1 protein-coding gene (cut by a window edge) is annotated in these 22,711 nt (G+C 71.1%); it reads right to left on the bottom strand.

Annotation, left to right across the window (positions count from 1 at the left end; genetic code table 11):
* A protein-coding gene (locus LXT12_RS21090; RefSeq protein ID WP_233394268.1) for an Ig-like domain-containing protein crosses the window boundary here: on the bottom strand, nucleotides 1-22,711 show its 5' portion. The gene continues 19,586 nt to the left of window position 1, outside the view; the window shows 22,711 of its 42,297 coding nt (coding positions 1-22,711); its start codon is at nucleotides 22,709-22,711; its stop codon lies off the left edge, out of view.

Raw genomic sequence — 22,711 nt, 5'->3', positions numbered from 1 at the left:
TCGCGCCGGCGGGAAGGTCGCGGGCGCTGAAGACGAGCTGGGCGCCGGTGTCGGCGTCGGTCGCGGCCAGCTTGAACTGCATCGTGTCGCCGAGGGCGACCTGGTGGTTGGTGAAGCTCAGCACCGGCGCGCGGTTGACGTCGGCGACGCTGACGTGGATGGTGGTGGTGTCCTGCAGGCCCTGCGGGTCGGTGACGGCGAACTGCAGGTCGTAGCTGCCGGCCTGGTCGTAGTCGGGCCGCCAGGTGAAGGTGCCCGTGGCGCGGTCGAACTCGGCGCCGCGCGGCAGGGTCGCGAGCGGCGCGTAGGTCAGCACGTCGCCGTCAGGGTCGGTGCCGATCAGCGAGAAGCTCAGCACGCGCTGCTCCTGCGTGCCCAGCGGCGGAATGGTCGCCAGGCGCGGGGCCTGGTTGGTGTTGGTCACCGTGACGCTGAACTTCTCGCTGCTGCTGCCCGCACCGTCGGAGACGGTGACGAGGATGTCCTTGTAGACGCCGGCGGAGATGAAGTCCGTGGCCCATTGCAGGCGGCCGGTGAGCGGGTCCAGCACGGCGCCCGGCGGCGCGTTGCTGACGGTGTAGGTCAGCGGGTCGCCGTCGGCGTCAGTGGCGGCGAACTGCAGGTCCAGCACCTGGCCTTCGGCGATGGTGCGGTTACCGATGGGTTGCAGCACCGGCGCGGCGTTGCTGGCGCGCACGACCACCGCGATGGTCTGGGTGTCGGTGTTGCCGGCGCTGTCCTTGACGGTGAAGGTCAGGGACGTGGTGCCGGCCTCGGCCGCGGTCGGCGTCCAGGTGAAGACGGCGCTGCCGTACTGGGCGCCGGACACCAGCGTGGCGTTGCCGGGCAGGTGGTCGATGGAGAAGTCGAGGGCGTCCTGGTCGAGGTCGCTCGCGCGGACGGTGAACTGCAGCGGCTGGCCGATGACGGCCACCTTAGGCCCGATCGGCGCCAGCAGCGGCGGCTCCGAGGTCGACGTGACCTTGACGATGAACGTGGTGGAGGCCGACAGCGCGGCCTTGGCGCCACCACCGTCGCCGTCGTCCGTGGCGGTCAGCTTGACGACGTAGTCACCACGGTCGCGGTCTCCCGGCGTGATGCGCAGGATGCCCGTGCCGTTGCCGGTGGGGATGAAGTTGAACAGCGGCGTGCCGCCGTCGGCCCGCGTGGGCTGGCCGTTGACCGAGACGGCATAGGGCAGGCCCTTGAGCGTGACGGTGAAGTTCACGGCCACGGGGTCGCCGTCGGCGTCGGTCACGGTAACCGGCACGTCGATGGGATGGCCCTTGGCCACCTCGAGGTTGGTCTGGGCCGGCACCTCGGGCGCGCGGTTGGCGTTGAGCACCTGGATGGGCACCGTGACGCTGGTGGACAGCGGCGTGCCGGTGCCGTCGCCGGTGTCGGTGGCCGTGACGACGATCTGGTAGCTGCCGGCCTGGGTGTAGCCCGGCGTCCAGCGCAGGGTGCCGGTGGCGGTGTCGAAGCTGGCGCCGGTGGGCAGGCCGGTGACGCTGTAGGTGACGGTCGGCTGGGTGGTCTCGGGCGCGGAGAGGGTGCCGTCGGCCAGGCGCACCTGCGGCACGTAGGTCGGGTTGTCGGGGTCGATGGCGTTGAGCAGCAGGGTCAGTGTCTGGCCCTCCAGCACCGCGGCATTGAGCACCGGCGCGAACACCGGCGCGGCGTTGACGTTGAGCACCGTGAAATGCACCTCGCGCTCCACCGTGGTCTCGCCGTCGGAGGCACGGAAGCGCAGCGTGTAGGCCGGCGCGCTGTTCAGCGGCGGCACCCAGTTGAAGACGCCGGTGTTGGGGTCCAGCGTCGCGCCGGGCGGCAGCAGCTCGGCGGAGTAGGTCAGCGTCTGGCTGTCGACGTCGGTGGCGCGCAGGGTGAACTGCACGGGGTCGCCCTGGCGTACGGTGCGGTCGGGGATGCCCTGCAGCACCGGCGGTGCGTTGACCTGGTCGACGATGACGGTGACGGACTGCGTGACGGTGTTGATGCCGTCGCTGACGGTGAAGCTGAGGTTGCGGTACTCGCCCGCGGCGTCGTAGCCGGGCGTCCATTCGAAGACGCCGTGCTGGGCGTCGAAGCGCGCCCCCGGCGGCAGGCCGTTGGCGGCGTAGCTGAGGGTCTGGCCCTCGGGATCGCTCGCGATGACGGGCAGGGTGAAGGCCTGGCCCTCGCGCAGGCGCACCGACGGCGGCAGGTCCAGCAGCGGCGCGCGGTTGGCGCCGGCCGTCTCGATGACGAAGGCCTGGGTCGCGTAGGCGCCGCGCGTGTCGTAGACGCGCAGCACGACCGAGGTCTTCTCGGCGCTGTCCGGCGTGGGCGTCCAGCTCAGCAGGCCGGTCGCGGCGTCCAGCGTCGCACCGGCCGGGCCCTGCAGCATCACCCAGGTGAGGGTGCTGTGCTCGGGGTCCTCGGCCTTGGCCTGGTAGACGTAGGGTGTGCCGGCCTGGGCCCGGGTCACCGGGGGCTGGCTGAAGACGGGCGTCTGGTTGGGGTAGGGCAGGGCGTAGACGCCCGCGCCGATCTCGACGCGCTGGCCGAGCGGGTTGTTGAGCCTGACGGTGGTCAACTGGGTGGAGGCGCCACGGGCGAACACGCCGCCGGGGATGCCGGCGCCGAGGTCGAGCAGCCACAGGCCGTCGCTGTTGACGGAGGCACCGGCCGCCGAGCCCTGGAAGTAGCGCGAGGGGTCGAGCACCAGCAGCAGCGGCACCTTGAGGTCGTAGCCGCTCTTGTTCGTGACCTTGACGTCGAAGGACAGGGTGCCGGTGGCGCGGTCCGAGCGGGTGGCGACGAACTGGATGTCCAGCAGCGAGGAGAAGTCCGACACCGCCGTGAAGGCGACGGTGTAGGCCGCGGTCAGCTGCAGGCCGACGCTGGATCGGATGCGCTTGTCGACGGTGAGGGTGTAGTTGCCGCCATCGGGCGACTCGAAGCGCAGGGTGACGGTGCGGGTCGCGGCGTCGTAGCTCAGGGCGCTGAGCGCCACGGCCTTGCCCGTGGCGTCGACGAGGTGGTAGTTGGCGACGTTCGTGACGGAGCTCAGGTCGCCCGCCTCGCCCACGCGCATGTCGTGGTCGAAGGTGACGGTGATGCTGCTCATCGGCAGGGCCACGATGGCGCCGGCCGCCGGGCTGGTGCGCAGCACCGAGGGCGCGACCAGGGGCGCCAGCACGTCGACCTGGCTGCCGTTGGAGACGAGCAGGCGGCCGTCGCTGGTGGCGATCAGCTGCTCGGCGCTCGGCCCGCCCTGGGCGACCGCCAGCCAGTCCATGGTGGCGAGGTCCACCATGTAGAGGCTGGCCTTGTCCGTGCTGCCCGAGGGGATGCGGGCGGAGACGAAGAGCAGGCCCTGCAGGGCCGTGCCGGCCTGGCCGAAGGCGAGGGAGTCGAGCTCGGCGTCGATCTCGAGCTGGGCCTGGGCCTTGCCCTGGGCGTCGAAGCGGATGACCTGGCCGCGCGTGGGCCAGGTGGTGGCCCAGAGGCTGCCGTCCGGCGCGACGGCGAGGTCGTCGACGCGGATGTTGCTGAAGTGGGTGAAGCTGCGCTTGACCGGGTCGAACACTTCCACACCGTTGCCCGAGGACACGTAGAACACGCCCTTGGCGCGGTCGAAGGCCAGGCTCTGGGTGATGCTGTCGCCGTAGCGGTTGATGATGTCCAGCGTCTGCGGGTCCAGCTCCAGCAACTGGCCACCGCCGCTGGTGGCCCACAGGCCGCCGCTGGCGTCGTAGGCCAGGTCGTAGACGGGGCTGTCGAGCTGCACGGCCGGCGCCAGCGCCTTGCCCCCCGTCGGGTCGAACAGGTAGAGGGCGCCGCGGTTGCCGCCGCCGCTGACGATGAAGCGGCCGTCGGGGCGCTCGAGGATGGCCAGCGGGCCGATGCCCGAGAAGCTTTGCGTGATGCCGGTGCCGAAGGCTTCGCCGCTGAAGGGCGCCAGCACGGTCGTGAAGTTGGACGGCCGCGAGGACACCGCGCCCGGCAGGTTCTGCAGGGCCTTCAGGAAGAGTTCGTTGGTGCTGGTGGCGTTGCTGGGCGCCGGGGGCGGCGCCACGTCCTGCGTGGTGCGGCCGACCTGGGGCGTGCCGCCCACGTCGACGACGGTGCCGTCGCTCGGCAGGTCGCCGCTGGGCGCCAACTCGCGGTTGCCGGCGTTGTCGATGGACAGGGCCAGGAACTGGTAGCTGTGGCCGGCCCGGCCGGTGTAGACCCCGTTGTTGTCGGTGGTCTGGCGCTGCCAGATCGTCCACGCGCCGCCGTCTTCGCGGACGTAGACCGTGGTGCTGCGCACGCCCGAGCCGGCGCTGCCGTCGGCGGCCTGCCAGCTGACCTTGTAGTCGGCGGCGCTGCCGGCCACCGGCGTGGCGGTGAGGGTGGTCTTGGGCGGGGTGACGTCCAGGGTGCTGGTGACCTTGCCGGTCTCCATGGGCGCGCGGTTGTCGAGCTCGACACGGGCCTGGGCGGTGACGGTGGCGCCGTCCTGCGCATTGAAGTCGGACTGCACCGTGTAGCTGACGAAGCCCTGGCCGCGGCCCTGGGAGTCGTCGGGCTGGAGCAGGCCGCGGGTGGCGTCCTGCAGCACTTCGCCGGTGTCGGGGTCGATGGCCTGCAGCAGCCAGGTGGCGGTGCGCGTCTCGGGGTCGACGCCGGCGCTGACGCGCACGATGAAGCCCAGCGAGTTGCGCAGGTCGAAGTCGCCCTGGAAGTTGGCGCGGTCCTGCGGCACGTGGATGGTCACGCCGCCGACCTTGATGTCGCCGAGGCGGAAGCTGCGCAGCGAGACGTTGGCGTCCAGCACGGTCGAGACGCGCACCTGCTCGGCGCTGCTGCCGGAGCCGGCCGGGTTGGCGAACTTGATGGTGTAGGGCAGCGGCGTGTTGGCGGGCAGGTATTGCTCGCTGCCGAAGCCGTTGGGCCCGACCATGGAGGCGCCGTTGGCGGTGTTCTGCGCGATCTGGTTGAAGATGCGCTGCAGGTCCAGCGCCGTCAGCGTGTTGCTGCTGGCCAGTGACGAGAAGCCCGGGTCGGTGGAGTTGACCGCCGAGCTGCTGCTGAAGGGCGAGAAGATGTTGATCGACTGGTAGTAGGTCGAGTGCGACAGCCCCAGGTTGTAGTTGGCGTAGTTGCCCGACACGGGCACGGGGATGTTGTACTCGCCGCACTCCAGCGACTCGCGATGGTCGCTGCCGATCATCTGCGTCAAGGTGCCGGGCGCGTCGCCGTACCACCTGTGCAGTTGGTCGAAGAAGGCGCTGAGTGTGGCCGGGCCGGAAATCTGCTGGCCGACGGGGCCGACGAGGATGCCGCTGGCCAGCGTGGCCATCAGGCTGATGACCTTCTCGTCGGTGCGGATGGGCGGCGCCTGGTCGGCCGGGCGCAGCAGGCCGCTTTCCTCCAGCGCGCCGAGGTAGGCCTTGACCCAGGTGTCGCGGTCGCCCGCGAGGTTGACCAGGGCGGCATTGGCGTGGGTGTCGGCGAGGACCGCCGTGCGCAGGCGTTCGGCTTCCTGGGTCTGCAGGGTCACGAACTCGTCCCGGGTCAGCGGCGTGGCGGCGGCGTTGACGTTGAACAGGAAGGGCGCGAACAGGCCGATGCAGTCGTCGATCTTGGCGTTCGGGTTGCTGAACCACTCGGCCAGCTCGCTGCCGAGTGAGCCGACGCCGTCCTTGAGGACGTCGGCCTTGGCGAGGTCGGGCCTCGCCGCGTAGACGGCGCGCTTGTAGGCCTCGAAGTCACGGTCGAAGATGGCCTGCAGGCCCGGGTAGGTCGTGACGGAGAAGTTCATCCCCACGTAGCCGCCCGACTCCACGTCCAGCGCATAACCCGGCGCCAGCATGGTGCCGAAGGTGTTGACCTCGCTGTCCAGGCTGGCCCAGGCCACGTCGCTGCGGCGGTTGCCGTCCGGCGAGCCGGCGACGTTGGACGAGAAGCTGGTGTAGGGCAGGCCGTAGACCTTGGCGTTGTCGCCCAGCTCCGTCACGCCGAAGCTGAAGTGGACGTAGGGCGTGTCGACGTTGGTCAGGCTTTGCAGCGAGATGCTGTACAGGCCCGTCTGGCCCGAGGGCACGACGCGCGGGCCACCCAGGCCGATGGTCACGTCGATGGGCAGGGCCGTCTCGACGAGGTAGCGGTAGGGCAGGGTGGCGACGGCGCCGTTCGGGTTGATGACGGCCACGTCGTAGAGGCCGTGCGGGACGTTGGTCAGGTCGAAGATGGCCTTGATCGTCGTCGCGTCGATGACCTCGTAGCGGACGGGCGTCACCTCCAGGATGCCGGGACGCACGAGCTTGACCACGGCGCCGGGCTTGAAGCCGGCGCCGGTGATGGTGGCCGAGACCCACTTGCTGTCGCCGCCCTGGTCCTGCGTGATGTTGGTGATGCTGAAGGGCAGGGTCCTGGCGGTCAGCGTGACCGGCGTCGAGGCGCCGGAGCGGCCCTGGATGAGGACGTAGTAATCCCCCGCCTGCGTCGTCGGGACGACGGTGCTGGGGTCGGCCGAGAGGACCTGCTGGGCGCCGAAGTCGAAGGCCGAGGGGCTGGCCGCGTCGCCGTAGCGGACGTAGAGCTCGTTGGCATTGAGGTTGTTGGCGGCGTCGAGCAGGACCTGCAGGGTCTCGCCGGCGCCGACCGTGACGCGGTACAGCCGCTGCTCGCCGGGCGCGAGCGTCGTCTGCAGCGGCACGCCCAGCGCCAGGGTCGGCACCGTGACGGCCAGCGCCGAGGCGCTGGAGGCGATGTTGTTGCGCTCGCCGATGCTGGCGCTGGCGCCTTCGTTGACCTCGTTGTAGATGTCGGTGCGGACGATGATGCGGTAGCTGCCCGCCTTGGCCGGCGGCAGCTTGGCGGTCAGCTCGGACACGTAGGTATCGCCCACGGCCAGGCTGCCGTTGTGCTGCACCTTGCCGAGCAGGATGTCCTGCAGGCCCCATTCGCTGTCGACCGAGAGGTAGACGGCGTCCGTCCACGAGCCCTCGGCCACGGCGCCAGCCTGGTTCGTCACCCAGAACTTGATCTTGACGTCGTCGCCCGTCGCGGCCGTGGTGGGCACGGCGATGTCGGTGACGGCGAGGTCGGACGGCGGCGGCAGCTCGATGAGCATGGGCGTGCCCCGCGCGGTGGCGTTGTTGTCCTCGTGGGTGCCTTCGTAGACCTTGCCACGCGGCTCGCCGCCGGCGTTGATGACGGGGTCAGTGACGACGAAGACGTAGAAAGAGCCGGTCAGCCCGGCGGGCAGCTTGAAGGTGCCGGTGCCGTCGTAGTGGCCGCCGGCGGCGACCGAGCCCTTGTGCTCGACGTCGCCGAGGTAGCGGTCGGTGCGCGGGTCGAAGACGGGGTCGACCGAGAGGTAGACCTGGTCGCGCCAGGTGGCGTTGGCCGGCGTGGCCACGCTGCCCTGGTTGACGACGGTGTAGGTGACCGTGACGTCCTGTCCGCGCACGGCGTGGTCGGGCGCACCGACCGTCGTGACCTTCAGGTCGGGTGCCGGCGAGAGCGTGACCTGCACGGGCACGACGACGGCGTTGTTGCCCTCGTCGCGGAACTCGGGCACCGAGTCGCGGTTCTGGTAGACCTGCTTGAGGCCGACGTTGGCGGCGCCGCTGGGCTCCTGGCCGACGACGTCGGCGTCGGTCACGACGATGAGATAGAAGGGCCCGTCGGCATCCGCCGGGATCTGCAGGTTGGTGTTGACGGTGTAGCTGCCGTCCTTGGCCAGGCCGCCGTAGTGGGTGAAGCTCGCCAGCTGCAAGTCGGTCGTGTCCAGCGAGGGGTCGCGGGACAGGTAGACGCGGTCGGCCCAGCTCCACTGGCGCACGTCGCGGGTGCCGAGGTTGCTGACGGTGAAGCTCAGCGGCACCGACTGGCCCGAGGTCAGGCCGGCCGGCACGTCGATGTGGGTGATCTTGAGGTCGGGCTCGCGGTAGGTGACGACGAGCTCGCCGCGGCTGAGGTTGTTTGTGGCGGCGGCGCCCTCGTAGACCGAGCTGCCGTAGAAGGCGCGCGAGTCGGCGTTCAGCCCCGCCTGGGCCTCGGCGTCGTTGGGGTTGTGCACCACGTCGGTGGCGACGTAGACGTAGTAGGGGCCGTCCCAACCCGCCGGCACGGTGATCTCGCCGGTGGTGGTGTAGCTCTGGCCGTGGGCCAGGCCGCCGCCGGCCGCGTGCACGAAGCTGCCGACCTGGATGGCCCGGTTGCCGAAGACCGGGTCGGGCGACAGGTAGACGCGGTCCGTCCAGAAATGCGTGCCGCTCCAGACGTCGGCGCCGTCGTTGACGACGGTCCAGGTGACCTGGGTTTTCTCGCCCGAGTAGTTGACGGGCTGGGTCGTGATGGACGTGACCTTGAGGTCGGCCGGGCGGGCGACGACGGGCGCCTCGGCCGTCTTGGTGTTGTTGTGCTCGTTGCTCTCGATGACGAAGGGCGCCTGGGGGTTGTTGTCGGCGATGACCGAGACATACATGCCCATGAGGGCCGGCGAGAGGTCGAAGCTCTTGGTCTGGGTGTAGCTCTGCAGCGGGTCCAGCGAGTTGCTGCGTTCGAACGCGCCGAGGAACCAGATCTTGGCGTTGGGGGCGGAGATGTCCGCCGTGTCGTGGGCGAAGACGTAGTCGTACCAGGTCCCGCCGACGCCGACGGCCTGGCCCTCGCCGATGTTGCGCACGGTCCAGGTGACGGTCAGCGGGCCGTCCACCGAGCCCGGCTGGGCGGCGCTGGCGTTGGTCGACACGTCGGTGACGATGAGGTCGGGCAGCGGGGGCGTGGGCGTGCCGATGACGTCGATGGCCCGGGCCTTGTAGTTGCTGCTGTCGGCCTCGCGGGGGTCGTCGGGGTTGACGTTGGTGGCGAGCTGGTCCTCGTAGACGGCGTCGTAGGCGTCGGCCCAGGGCGTGATGTAGTAGGTGCCCGAGGCGATCTGCTGGGGCAGGCGCACCTTGACCGTTTGCGTGTAGCTCTCGCCCACGGCCAGCACGCCGGCGTGGGCGAAGCTGCCCAGCTGCACGGCGTCGTTGCCGGGAATGACGATGGGCGTGCCGTCGGAGGAGAGCACCGAGCGCGAGCCGGGGCTGGGGCGGGTCTTGTCCTTGGTCAGCCACAGGGTGTCGGTCCAGCCGGAGACGCTGGTGGCCGCCGAGCCCTTGTTGGTGACGGTGTAGGTGACCGTGACCTCGCCGCCGTAGACGCCTTGAGACGGCGCGACGACGGCGGACATGACCAGGTCGGCCAGCGGCTGGGCCGTGATGGTGACGGCCTTGGCCGTCCAGTTGTTCCTCTCCTGTGTGGACGGGTATTCGTCCACCGCGCCGCCGGCATCGGCGTAGACGAGGAAGTAGCCGGGTCCGCGCAGCCGTTCGGGCAGCACGAAGCTGGGCGTGGTGCTGCGGTACTGGCCGGTCAGCGGGTCCAGGGCCGAGCCGTTGGGCACGGTGGCCAGCAGGATGTCGTCGGCGCCGGGCTGGTCGTCGTAGGAGAAGTAGACGCGGTCGACCCACTTGGTGGAGGTGCCCACCGTGCCGCGGTTGACCACGTCGAAGCTGACCGAGGCGCTGCTGCCGGCCTGAACGGTGTCGGGCGCGGTGATGTTCTCGACCTGCAGGTCCGGGCGGGGCAGCAGGGACAGCACGGTGTTGACGCTGCTGACGCGGGTGTTGTTGTCGATCTCCGGGTTGCCCTCGAAGACCGTGTTGCCGGTGTCGGTGGCGACGACGACCTGCCAGCCGCCCTCGATGCGCGCGGGCAGCTTGATGCGCTCGGTACGCGTGTAGGTGAGGCCGGCGCCCAGCGGGCCGCTGGTGGTGTAGCTGCCCAGCACGATGGGCCGCGGGCTGGTCGGGTCGCTCGGGTCGGCGCCGGCCTTGCGCAGCGAGACCACGTCGGTCCAGCTGCCATTGGCCGCGGCCTGGCCGTCGTTCCTGACGGTCCAGGTGATGTCGACGGTGTCGCCTTCGAAGGCGCCCGTGGGCGCGCTGATGGCCGAGACGCGCAGGTCGGGCGCCGGCGACAGCGCCACCTGCACGGGGCCGGTGCTGCGGACGTTGTGGACGTCGTTCTTGATGAACTCGAAGACCTGGTTGCCGGCGTTGGCCTTGACGGTCACGTAGACCGGGCCGGAGAAGCCCTGGGGCAGGGTGATCTCGCCCGTGCGGGTGTAGCCCAGGCCGGTGCCGAGGGCGCCGAAGTGGTCGAAGGCCTGCTGGACGATGGGGTTGCTGCCGTCCGGGTTGGCCGAGACGATGACGACGTCGTACCAGCTGGTGCTGTTGGTGACGGCGATGCCCTGGTTGCTCACCGACCAGGTCACCGCCAGCTTGCCGCCCGACTGGGCGGTGGCCGGCGCGCTGACGTCGGTCAGCACGAGGTCGGCGTAGGGCTGGGGCATGAGGTCCAGCGGCGCGGCGGCGGCGGCGCGGTTGTCGGCCTCGGAACCGTTCTCGAAGACCTGGCCGAGGGCGTCGGCGACGACGAAGACCTTGTAGCGGTCCGGTCGGTAGCTGGCGGGGGCGAAGATGGTCTCGGTGCGGCTGTAGCTGCCGTCCTTGGCGAGGCCGCCTTCGTGCAGGAAGTTGCCGAGGACGAGGTCGTCGGCGTTGCCGATGACGTCGTCGGTGGACAGCACCACGCGGTCCGTCCAGCTGCCGGTGTAGCCGGCGCCGGTGCCATGGTTGTTGACGGTCCAGCCGACGGTCACGCGGGCCGGGTCGGCGATGACCTGGGTGGGCGCCGTGACGTTGCTGACCGCGAGGTCGGCGTAGGGCGCCAGGTTGACGGTGATGGCGCGCGAGACGGCGTTGTCGGCCTCGCCGCCGACCTCCTTGATGCCGCCGCCCGCGTCGGTGACGGCGATGAGGTACCAGGGCCCCTGCACGTCCACCGGCACGGTGACGTCGAAGGTGGTGGCATAGCTGCCGCCGGCCGCGACGGTGCGGCTCACGGCCTGGGTGTCGAGCAGGCGGGCGCCGCTGCCGAGCGTCGGCGTGGCCGAGAGGTAGAGGCGGTCGGTCCAGCTGCCGCTGAGCACGGCGCTGCCGGCCTGGGAGACGTTGAACACGACGTGCAGGCTGCCGCCGGAGGTGGCGGTGTCGGGCGCGTCGATGCTGGTGGCCAGCAGGTTGACGTGGCGCAGGGCGACGGCGCCCGCCGAGGCGCCCTGGTTGTTGGCCTCGCGCTGCGACTCGTAGACCTGGTGGGCGGCGTCGGTGACGACGAGGATGCGCGCGGTGCTGGTGTCCGCGCCGTCCGGCAGCGTCACCTTCAGCGAGGCGTCGTAGTGGCCGCCGACGGTGAGCGCCTCGGTGCGCGTGCGGGTACCGAGCAGCGTGGCGCCGGCCAGCTGGCCGTCGAGACTGAAGTAGACGTAGTCGGTCCACGGACCGGTGGCGTCGGCCTCGCCGCTGTTGCCGACCGTCCAGGTCACGGTGACCTGGCTGCCCGCGAGGGCTTCGGCCGGGGCGGCGATGTCGCTGACGGCGAGGTCCGCGGAGGGCGCCGGTGCCACCACCAGGGGCGCCGCGGCGGTGCCGAGGTTGTTGCCCAGGCGCGCGCCTTCGTAGACGCTGCCGTCGAGGTCGCTCTTCACGAGCACGCGCCAGGTGCCCGGCAGGTCCTGCGGCAGGGTCACGGTGCGGCGCTCGCCGTAGGCGTCCTGCGCGGCCAGCGGGCCGTTGTGCAGCACCGTATCCAGCACGATGTCGTCGCCGTTGCCGAACACGCCGTCCTGCGACAGCACGACGCGGTCCTTCCAGCTGCCGGTGGCGGCCGTGTCGCCGAGGTTGCGCACGCGCCAGGCGATCTCGACCTGGGTGCCGGCCACGGCCGAAGGCGGCGCGGTGACGAGTTCGACGTTGAAGTCGGCGTAGGGCGCCGTCACGTCGATGGGGGTCGCGGAGGAGGTGTTGTCGGCGCGGGTGTCGGGTTCGGGGCCGGCGTTGCCGGCGTCGGTGCGGACGATCCAGTTCAGCGTGCCGTCGTATTGCAGCGGCAGCGTGACCTGGGCCGTGGCGGTGTAGGAGGCGCCGGCCGCCAGCGGGCCCTGGTGGACGACGTCGGCGGTGGCGCGGTTGTCGCCGTCGCCGTAGAGGGTGTTGCCCGAGAGCTCCAGGTGGTCGGTCCAGCTGCCGGTGGCGGCGGCGCTGCCGATATTGGTGACCGTCCAGCTGACGGTGACGGTGTCGCCGCCGCGTGCGCTGGCCGGCGCCGTCGGGGCGCTGACCTTGAGGTTGGGGTAGGCCGCGACGACGGACGTGGCCGCCAGCGTGGCGGCGTTGTTCGACTCGGCGGTGGCGCCGGCGTTGTCTTCGACGACGCTGTTGTTGGCGTCGGCCGTGACGGTGATGACGAGGTCGCCCGCGCCAGCGACGCCGTCGGGCAGCTTGAAGCTGGCCTGGCGCTGGCGTTGTTCGCCGGCCTCGATGGGGCCGTCGGCCACGGGGTCGTAGATGACGGACTTGGTCACCACCGTCTGGTGGGTGGTGGCGTTGTAGACGGTGATGCGCTCGGCCAGGCCGGTCGTGACCGGTGCATTGCCGGCGTTGGACAGCGTCCAGCGCAGCGTGAGCGTGGCGCCGCTCTGCACGGGGCCGGGGTCCAGTGCGAGGCTGGCGGGAACGAGGTCGGGCGCCGAGACGCGGGTGACGCTGGCGGTGTTGTTGGTCTCGCCGGTGCCCGCCGGGTTGACTTCGGGGACGACGCCGCCGGCGTCCACCGTGACGGTGAAGGAGAAACGGCCCTCGCTGCTCGCGCCGGCCGGCCAGGCGATGGCCACGCTGCGGGCGGCCGTGCCGTTGCCGGCGGCGAGCACGCTGCCGTCGTGGTCGACGGTGGTGGTGTAGACGACCTGGTTGGTGATGAGGTTGCGCACCACCAGGGTCTCCTGCCAGGCGCCGCTGGTGTCGCGGGTGCCGGCGTTGCGGGTGGTCCAGCCGACGGTGACGTTGCTGCCCGGCAGCCAGCCGCCGGCCGGCTGCACGCTCAGTTGCTCGGGCAGCAGGTCGGCGTAGGCCGGCAGCGTGGCCGTGACCTGGGTGACGGTGGTGTTGTTGCTCTCGCCGGTGCCGGTGGTGTTGCGCTCGTCGAGCACGTTGTCGACGTCGACGGTGACGGCCACGCGGAGCAGGCCGGCGCCGCGCATGCCCTCGGGCAGGTTGAGCTGTACGGAGCGGGCGACGTCGGCGCCCGCGGCCAGCGGGCCGAGGCTGCCCACGTCGTAGGGCAGCACGCGGGTGGCCAGCACTTCGCCCGTGTCGGCGCGGCTGACGACGATGCGGTCGTGCCAGCTGAGGTTGGCCGGGCGCTCGCCGCCGTTGTGGTCGGTCCAGGCCACGGTCACGGTGCTGCCGGACTCGATGGCGCCGCCCGCGGCGGTGACTTGCAGGCCCTGCGCCATCAGGTCGGGCGAGGGCTGGTACTCCAGGCCGGTGATGCGCGTGGGCGCCACGTCGGGCAGGGGCTGCACCAGCATGCGCACGGCATTGCTGGCGCCGGCGTTGTAGCGGCCTTCGAAGGCCAGCACGTAGCTGCCGGCGTCGGCCAGGGTCTGCACGTCGAGGTCGGCGAAGTTGCCGACGTAGGCGACCTGGTTGCCCGCCGGGCCGAAGAGGCGCCAGGCGCCGTTGCTGCTGGTGAACTGCTGGACGTCGAAGAAGAACTTGTCGCCCGCGTTGGCGGTGAAGCTGTAGAGCTGGGTCTCGGTGCCGCTGGGCAGCGTGGTGGTGAAGGGCGTGCCCGTGGTGATGGGCGGGGCGGAGGCCAGGTCCAGCAGCCGGAAGGCGAAGGTGCCGGTGGCGTCGTCGACGCCGTCGATTTTGAGGGTGTAGTTGCCGGCCGGCAGGTCCAGCAGCGGGTTGTAGAAGTAGAAGTCCTGGGCGTCGGAGCTGGTCAGGGTGCGGGCGTTGACGACCACGCCCTGCGGGCCGGTCAGCGTCCAGCGGAAGCCGGCGTTGTTGAGGGTGTCGAACAGCAGGCGGCTGCGCTGGGTCAGCGCGAACTGGTAGTTCGCCTCCTGGCCGGGCTGCGTGAGGGTGGCCTCGACGCGCTGGCCCAGCGTCAGGCTGCCGGCGATGTCGGTCAGGCGCCGGACGTTGAACTGGTAGGCATTGCTGCCGCTCGCCTGGTAGCGCCGGCCTTCGACGACCAGCGTCCAGGTGCCGGTCTGGTCCAGCACCTGGGTGTCGACGTCGCTGAGGTTGCTGAACCAGCGCTGCTGGCCGTTGGGGGCGATGAGGCGCCAGCTGCTGTCGGCGGTGCCGACCTGCTGCATGTCGAAGTAGAAGCGCTGGCCGGCCGTGGCGTCGAACTTGTAGAGGTCGGTCTCGTTGCCCGGGTTGAGGGCGCCGGTCACGGCGGTGCCCGGCGTGATGGCCGTGGCCGAGGCCAGGTCCAGCAGCCGGAAGGCGTACAGCCCCGTGCCGCTGCCGGAGACGGTCAGCGTGTAGCTGCCCGGCGGCAGGGTCATGACGGGGTTGGCCGTGTAGTCGGAGCTGCGCTGCTGGAAGTTGAGGCTGCCGAACTGCCCCTGGACGCTGCTGAGCGTCCATTGCAGGCTGCCGTTGTCGGCCCGCGGGTCCATGACGACCTGGGTGGGCTGGGTGACGGTGAAGCTGTAGGTGTCGCGCTGGGTGGCGGACTTGTGGTCGCCGCTGACGAGCTGGCCCAGGCTGATGGGCTGGTTGGCCGGCGGCGTGGTCGTGACGCGGGCCCAGTCGACCGCCACCTCCGAGGGATGCGGGGCGCCGCCGAGGGTGTCGTACTGGTAGACGGCGAAGCGGAAGCCGTCGGCGAAGGCGTCGGTCGTCACGCCCAGGTCCCGCGAGGCGAGGACGGTGGTGCCGTCGTCGGCCAGCACGACGGCGCGCAGGTTGCCGTCGGCCGGCGCCTCGATGCGCAGGCGATACCAGGTGTTGTCGGCGAAGGCGAATGCCGTGCTGCTGTAGCCCGCGCCGCCGACGTTGGTCGTTCCGCTGCGCCACTGGCGGTTGTTGCTGGCGTCGCTGAAGAGGTTGACCCAGGCGTTGCGGTTGGGGTCGGCCGCGCTCTGCACGTTGATGCCGATGAACTCGTCGGTGCTGACGCCGGCCACGCCCTGCACGAGGGTGTTGAAGCGGACTTCGTAGCTCAGGCCCTGGCCGGCCGCGGTGGCGGTGGTGGTCAGCGCATTGCCGGTCTGGTAGCTGGTCTGCTGGGTGTGCAGGCGCACGACCGAGGCGCCGCCGACGGCGTCGGCACTGACGCTGAGGTTGCCGCCCGATTGCGTCCAGCCGGAGCCGGCGGCACCGGGCAGGGCCGGGCCGTCGAAGCTGTCGTCGAAACCGCTGACGCGTTCGGCCAGGGTGTTGCCCTGGCGGACGACCTGGAAGGCGAGGTTGTTGGGATTGGGGCTGTTGCGCCGGCCCTCGAGCAGCAGGGTGTAGCTGCCGCCCTGCAGGTAGGTGCGGGTGGCGACGTCGCCATTGAAGTTGCTGGTCCAGAGCTGCTCGCCGGTGGGCGAGATCAGCCGCCAGCGCATGTCCGTGTTGCTGGCGGACAGGAAGTCGAAGAAGAGGCGGTCGCCCGCCGTCACGTCGAAGCGGTAGGCCTGGGTCGAATTGCCCGCGGCCAGGGTGGTGTTGACGGCGCTGCCCACGGCCAGCGGCGGCGCGGCGGCCAGGTCGAGCAGGCGGAAGGCGAAGTCGCCGGTGGCGTCGCCGGGCGCGTCGACGCTGAGGGTGTAGGTGCCGGGGCGCAGTTCGTAGACGACGCGGTTGTTGTCGGCGGGGTTGGACAGGTGGCCGTCGCTGCCGCTGCGGTCGACGGAGTCGCTGGCGTTGAACTGGCGGGCATTGACCAGGGTGCCGTCGGGGCCGGCCAGGGTCCAGGTGAAGTTGCTGTCGCTGAGGCTGTCGAAGACGACGCGCTTGAGGCTGTCGACCTGCAGGGTGTAGACGGACTTCTGCCCCGGCGAGGCGATGTGGCCGCGCACGGTGTCGGGCAGGCCGTCGTACAGGCCGACGAGGCTGCCGGCCGGTGCGCCGGCGACGGTGTTGGTCACGGCGGTTCCGCCGGGCTGGTTCAGCAGGTAGCTGAGCACCAGGCCGGCCTCCTGGCCGGTCGGCACGGCCTGGGTGCCGGCGGCGATGTCGGCGTTGCTGCGCGCCTGGTTCCACACGCGCACGTCGCGCAGGGCGCCCCGGTAGTTCGAGAAGTCGCCGTTCTGCTCGGCGCGCGCCTGGCCGATGAACAGGGGCGAGCTGGAGGCGGTGGCGTCGTTGCCCGAGAGCGTGGTCTTGGCCACCTCGACGCCGTTGACCAGCAGGCGCAGTTGGTGGCTGTCGCGGTCGATGACGGCGGCCACGTGCTGCCATTGGCCCCACTGGATGAGGCCGGCGGCGGTGCCGAGGGTGCGGTTGCTGCCGTCGCCGGTAGAGACGTGCAGCGAGCCGTTGCGGTTGAGCCAGAGGCTGAAGGTGCGCTGGCTGCCGTTGCCGTCGCCCTTGTAGAGCAGCGAGGTCCAGTTGGTGTCGGGCTGGACCGGGTTGATCCAGGCCTCCATCGTGACGTTGTGGCTCAGGTTGAGGGCCGGGTCGGCGCCTGCCTGCAGCCATTGCGTGCCGTCGAAACCGAGGGCGCTGCCCTGCCAATCGGGCGCCTTGGGCTGGCCCTGGCCGAGCACCAGGGGCTGCTGCGCGTCGGTGACCGGGCGCAGGTTGAAGCTGTAGTTGCCGGGCAGGTCGGTGTCGTCGCGGCGGCCCTCGACGAGCAGCAGGTATTCGCCCGTGGCCGGCAGGGTGAAGGTGTCGACGTCGTTGCCGGGCGTGGCGTACCAGACTTCGGCGCCATAGGGCGAGACCAGGCGCACGCGGCCGTCGGTCATGCCGAAGGCGGCGGCGTCGAAGTAGTAGCTGCTGCCCGCCGTGCCCTGGAAGCGCCAGCCGGCGGTGCGGCTGCCAGGGTTGAGAGTGCCGGTCACCTGCGTGCCGGGGGTCATCACCGGCAGGGCCGAGGTCGCCACCATGCGCAGGGCGTAGGCCGAGGTGTTCTCGCCGCTGGCGTCGATGCGCAGGGTGTAGGTGCCGGCCTGCAGGTCCAGCAGCGGGAAGGCGTCGTTGGCGTCCGTCGCCGCCATGTTGCGCGTCAGGTCGAAGCCGCCGGGGCCGGTGAGGCGCCAGGTCACTTTGCCGTAGGCGTTGTAGAGGCTGTCCATCAACACCTGGGTGCGCTGGCCCAGGGTGAACTGGTAGGTGTCGGTCTGGCCGGGCTGGGCCAGCGTGCCGGCGATGACGCCGTCCAGGCCGGCGAAGCTGTTCCTCACCGTGGCCTGGGTGGCCAGGCCGAGTGCGGCGGTGCTGCCGTCGGCGCCGAGGGTGTCCAGCGGCAGGTAGACGGCCAGGCCGGATTCGTTGCCGGCCAGCGGCGCGTTCATGCCGGCCTGCAGCTGCGCCGCGGTGCGGGCGACGGACCAGACCCGCACCTCGTCGATGAGGCCGTCGAAGCGCTGCTTGTCGGTGTTGTCGAACCAGGCGCTGCCCACGCGCAGGCTGCCGGCCGTGTCGATGGCGGCAGCGGGCCTGAGGCCGCCGCCGCTGCGCAGGGCGGCCTCGACGCCGTTGACGAAGAGGCGGATGCGTGGCGTGGCCGCGCTGCGGTCGATGACCAGGGCGACGTGGCTCCAGCTGCCGTCCGGCACCAGGCCGGCGACGGTCTGGGCGCTTTGCAGGCCGCTGGCGTCGCGGGTGTCGCCCCAGAGCGAGCCGTCGGCGTTCAGCCAGAGCGTGTAGGCGCGCTGGTTGTTGGCGTCGTCCTTGGCGACGATGGGCATCCAGGTCGTCGTGCTGCGCGTCGGGTTGATCCAGGCCTCGACCGTGATGTCGCCGGCCAGGTCGGTGGCCGGGCCGTCGGGCACCTCGACCGAGTTCACACCGTTGCCCAGCAGGGCGTTGCCGAAGCGGCCCGGCGCGAGCTGGGGCTGGTTGCCCAGCGAGGTACCGAGCGTGACCTGCGTGGTCGTGTCCGGCTCCTGCAGCAGGCGGAAGCTGTAGGCATTGCTCTGCCTGGCGTCGCGGTGGCCCTCGACGAGCAGGGTGTAGGTGCCGGTCAGCGGCAGGGCGAAGGTGTCGACGTCGGTGTCCAGCGCCGAGGTCCACAGGGACTGGCCGTCAGGCCCGACGAGGCGGTACACGCCGCCGCCCCCGCCGGTGGAGAGTTCGTCGAAGTAGAGCTTGAGGCCGGCCGTGCCCTGGAAGCGGTAGGCGACCGTCTGGGTGGCGGGGGCGAGGGTGCCGCTGACGACGCTGCCCATGGACACGGGCGTGGCGCCGGCCAGGTCCAGCAGCCGCAGGGCATAGGGCGCCGTCGTGGCGTTGCTGGCGTTGAGCGTCAGGGTGTACTCGCCCGGCTGGAGCTGGACGAGGTGGAAGGCGTCGTTGGCGTCGGTGGCGTTGAGGCCGGCGCTGTCGACGGTGCCCGAGGCGTTGGACAGTGTCCAGCTCAGGCCGCTGGCGCCCAGCAGGGTGTCGACGACCACCGTCATGGGCTGGCTGACGGTGAAGCGGTAACGGTCGATCTGGCCGGGGTTGGCCAGCGTGCCCTGGATGGCGCCCGGGATGCCGCCGAAGAGCTTGCCGACTGTCAGGCTCAGGGACTGCGGGCCGCTGTCGGCCACGCCCGTGCCACTGCCTTCGTCCAGCCCCAGGCGCAGGGCCAGGCCCGGCTGGGCGCCGGGCAGCGCCTTGTTGAAGTTGTCGGCGATCTGCTGGCCGGTGCGGGCCGTGCTCCAGAGCCGGACCTCGTCGACGGCGCCGTCGAAGGAGCCGAAGCTGGCGTTGTACTCGGCGGTGGTGCCGATGCGCAGCGGCGCCGGCGTGCCGACGGCGGGCGCCGTGCGGATGTTGTCCTTCTGCGCGGCCAGCACGCCGTTGATGTAGAGGCGCAGCTGGTGGCTGGTCTTGTCGATGACGGCCGCGACGTGGCTCCACGCGCCGGCCTGGATGGAGCCGGCGGCGCTGTCCACCGCCTGCTCGCCGGTGGCGTCGTAGGTGGACAGGCGCAGGTAGCCGCTGCTGTTGAGCCAGAGCGAATAACTGCGCTGGCCGGCGGCATCGCCCTTGACGGCGATGGGCTGCCAGGTGGCGCCGAAGCGGTCGGGGTGGATCCAGGCTTCGAAGGTGACGTCGTTGCGCAGGTCGGTGGCGGCGCCGTCGGGCACGGCGATCTCGCGCCGCGCATCGAGCTCCAGCGCGCCGCCACCCAGGGCCGGCGCGCCCGGCACCCAGACCGGGCTGCTGTCGGTGCCCTGGGCGAGGTCGATGTCGAGGCTGCGGTCGCCCGTGTCGCCGACGCGGAAGGCGAAGTTCTGCGCCGCCGGGTTGCTGTTGTAGCCGTTGAGCGTCAGCGTGTAGCGGCCGGACTGGACGAGGTTGAGTTCCTGGTCGCTGCCGGTGTAATTCCAGAACACCTGCTGGCCGTTGGGGTCGAAGAGCCGCCAGTCGGCATTGATGCCGGCCAGGCCCTGGAAGTACAGGTGCTGGCCGGCCGTGCCGTCGAACCGCCAGGACTGCACGCCGTAGCCGGGGTTCAGCGTGCCCGACACCACCTGCCCCATGGGCAGGGCGGGGCTGGCGCCGAGGTCGACCAGCCGGAAGCCGTAGGCGCCCGTCAGGTTGCCGTCGATCTTGAGGGTGTAGGTGCCGGCCTTCAGGGGCGTGGCGCCCCAGTCGGACCAGTTGCCCGTGGAGACGGTGCCGCGCTCGTCGGTCAGGGTCCAGCGCAGGTTGCCGCTGTTCTCGCGCGTGTCCATCATCACCAGCGTGGGCTGGGCCAGCGTGAAGGTGTAGAGGTCACGCTGCGTCGTCACGGGGCGGGTGCCGGTGACGAACTGGCCGAGGGTCAGGGCCTGCGGGGCCGCCGGCGTGGTGGTCAGGCGGGCCCAGTCGATGGCGACGTCGTGGATGGCCGTGCCGCTCGTCGTGGTGTTGGACTGGTAGATGCCGAAGCGGGCGCCGCCGGCGAAGGCATCCGTCGTGACGCCCAGGTCCAGCGTCATCAGCTCGGCGCCGGCATCGCTGAGCAGCGTCGCCTTGATGCTGCTGTCGGGCGCGGCCCACAGGCGCAGCCGGTACCAGGTGTTGTCGCTGAAGTTGAAGGCCTGCGACTGGTAGTAGTTGCCGCCGCCGACGCCGCGGTTGTCGACGCCCATCGAGCGGGCGCCGCCGGTGGTGTTGCTGCGCAGGGCCGTGGCGACCCAGCGGCTGGGGTCGGCCACGTCGGTCAGGGACAGGCCGATGAGCTCGTCGAAGCCGGTGGCGCCCGACTGCACCAGCGTGTTGAAGCGCACCTCGTAGTTGAAGCCCTGGCCGACGGCGTTGGTGGCCGTCGTCCAGCCGGCACCGCGGGACTGGCCGGCAATGGCCGAGTTCAGGCGGATGACGCTCGCGCCGTCCAGCGTGCCGAAGCTGTAGCTGGGGGCGCCCGCCGAGGTCAGCGTGGTGGGCACGCCGCCCACCTGCCAGAGCGGGTCGAGGCCGGGGCCGGCGAAGTCCTGGTCGAAGCCCGTGACGCGTTCGGCCAGGGTGTTGCCCGTCTTGGCGACCTTGAAGCTGACGGTGTTGGCCGTCATCGAATAGTTGCGGCCCTCGACCAGCAGGGTGTAGGTGCCGGCCTGGGTGTAGGTGCGCTCGCCGGGATCGGTGCCGAAGTAGCTGCTCCACACCTGCTCACCGGTGGGCGAGATGAGGCGCCATTGGAGGTCGGCATTGGTGGCGCCGAGGTGGGTGAAGGCCAGGCGGTCGCCGGCCGCCACGGCGAAGGACCAGGCCTGGGTCATGCTGCCCACCGGCAGCACCTGGGTGGTCGTGGCATCGAGGGTGAGCGGCAGGGCGGTGGCGCCCAGGTCGAGCAGCCGGAAGGCGTACTCGCCCGTGGTGTCGCCCGGCGCGTCGATGGTGAGGGTGTAGTGGCCGGGGCCGAGGTCGTAGACCACGCGGCCGGTGGCGGCCGGGTCTGCGAGCACGCCGTCGGTGCCGTCGCGGTCGCGCGAGTCGCTGCTGTCGAGATTGCGCGCATTGACGAGCACGCCGCCCGGGCCGGTGAGGGTCCAGTTCATCGGGCTGCTGCGCAGCGAATCGAAGACGATGCGCCGGGTGTCGGTCAGGTCGAGGCTGTAGATGGCGCGCTGGCCCGGCGTGGCGATGCGTCCGCTGACCGCACCCGCGACGGCGGCCACGGGGTTGACGACGCTGCCCGCCAGTCCGAGCGGGCCGCTGTCGGCCACGAGGCTGCCGCTGGCGGCGTCGAAGCGGTAGTTGAGCACCAGGTCCGGCCGCGCGGTGGTGATCTGGGCGCCCATGTCGGCCGCGATGTCGGCGCCGCTGCGGGCGCTCTTCCAGATGCGCAGGTCGTCGATGGTGCCGGCGAAGGGGCTGAAGCCGCCGTAGGGCTCGTCGGTGCGGCCGATGAGCAGCGGCTGCGTGGCGGCGGAGAAGGCGTTGCCGGCGGTGCGCACGGCGCCGCTGGCCACCTCGGCGCCGTTGACGAAGAGCTTCATCACGCCGGCGTCGCGGTCGATGGTCGCCGCCACGTGGGTGCGTTCGCCCAGCTTGATGCGCCCACCCGAGCTGTAGAGGGCTTGCTCGCCGCCGTCGCCCGTGCTGAGCAGCAGGTCGCCGCCGCTGGTGATGAAGAGGGCGTAGGTGCGGTGGCTGCCGAAGCTGCTGTCGTTGCCGCCCTTGTAGACGACCGGCATGTAGGAGTTGGTGAACCGGTCGACGGTCACCCAGGCCTCCATCGTGACGGTGCGGCCGAGGTCCAGGGCCGGCGAGGCCGGCGCCTGCACCGAGCGCAGGCCGCCCAGCTCGAGGGCGCCGCCTTCGGGGCTGGGCACCCAGCCCGGGCCCGCGTCCAGGGCCTGGCCCAGCTGAAGGTCGGCCAGCACGTCCTGCACGGGCTGGACGTTGAAGGCGTAGTTGGTGGTGGCGGCGGTGTTGCCGACGCGGCCTTCCACCAGCAGGGTGTAGGTGCCGGTCTGGGTGAGCAGCTGGTTTTCGAGGTCGGTGCCGGCCGAGGTCGGGCCCACCACCGTCTTGCCGTCGGGGCCGATCAGGCGCCAGTCGGTGGACGCGGGGTTGGAGAGGGCGTCGAAGTAGAAGGTCTGGCCGGCGATGGCGCCGAAGCTGTAGGCCTGGGTCTGGTTGCCGGGCGTGAGCGTGCCCTTGACGACCTGGCCCGGGGTGATGGCCTGGGCCCGGCCCAGGTCGATGATGCGGAAGTTGTAGTCGCCGACGTGGTCGCCCATGCCGTCCACCTGCAGGGTGTAGGTGCCGGCCTTGAGGCTGAGGGCGACGTCGCCGCTCCTGGCGTTGGCGTCGCTGGCGTCCAGCGCGCGCGGCGCCGTGATCACCTGGCCCTGCGGCCCTTGCAGCGACCACTTCAGGTCGGCATCGGCGGTCAGGGAGTCGAACACCAGCTGGGTGTCGCTGGGCAGGGTGAAGACATAACGGTCGACCTCGCCGGGCACGTCGATGCGGCCGCTCACCTGGGGCGCCACGCCGTCGCCGGACATCAGCACGCGGGGCTCGAAGGAGTCGAACTGCAGCCGCGCGGCCTGCGGGAGATCGTTGCCGGCCAGGGCCTGGCGCAGTCCTTGGGCCAGTGTCTTGAGCCGCGGCTTGCGCACTCCCGCCGCCTGCGCCGGCTTGGAAATGGCACCCGTGTTCTTCTTGTCCCCGAACAGCTTTCGCAT

Origin of the sequence: Pelomonas caseinilytica (genome assembly GCF_021353235.1) — a bacterium.
Classification (GTDB): domain Bacteria; phylum Pseudomonadota; class Gammaproteobacteria; order Burkholderiales; family Burkholderiaceae_C; genus Pelomonas; species Pelomonas caseinilytica.
This window is presented reverse-complemented; position numbering and strand designations above follow the sequence as displayed.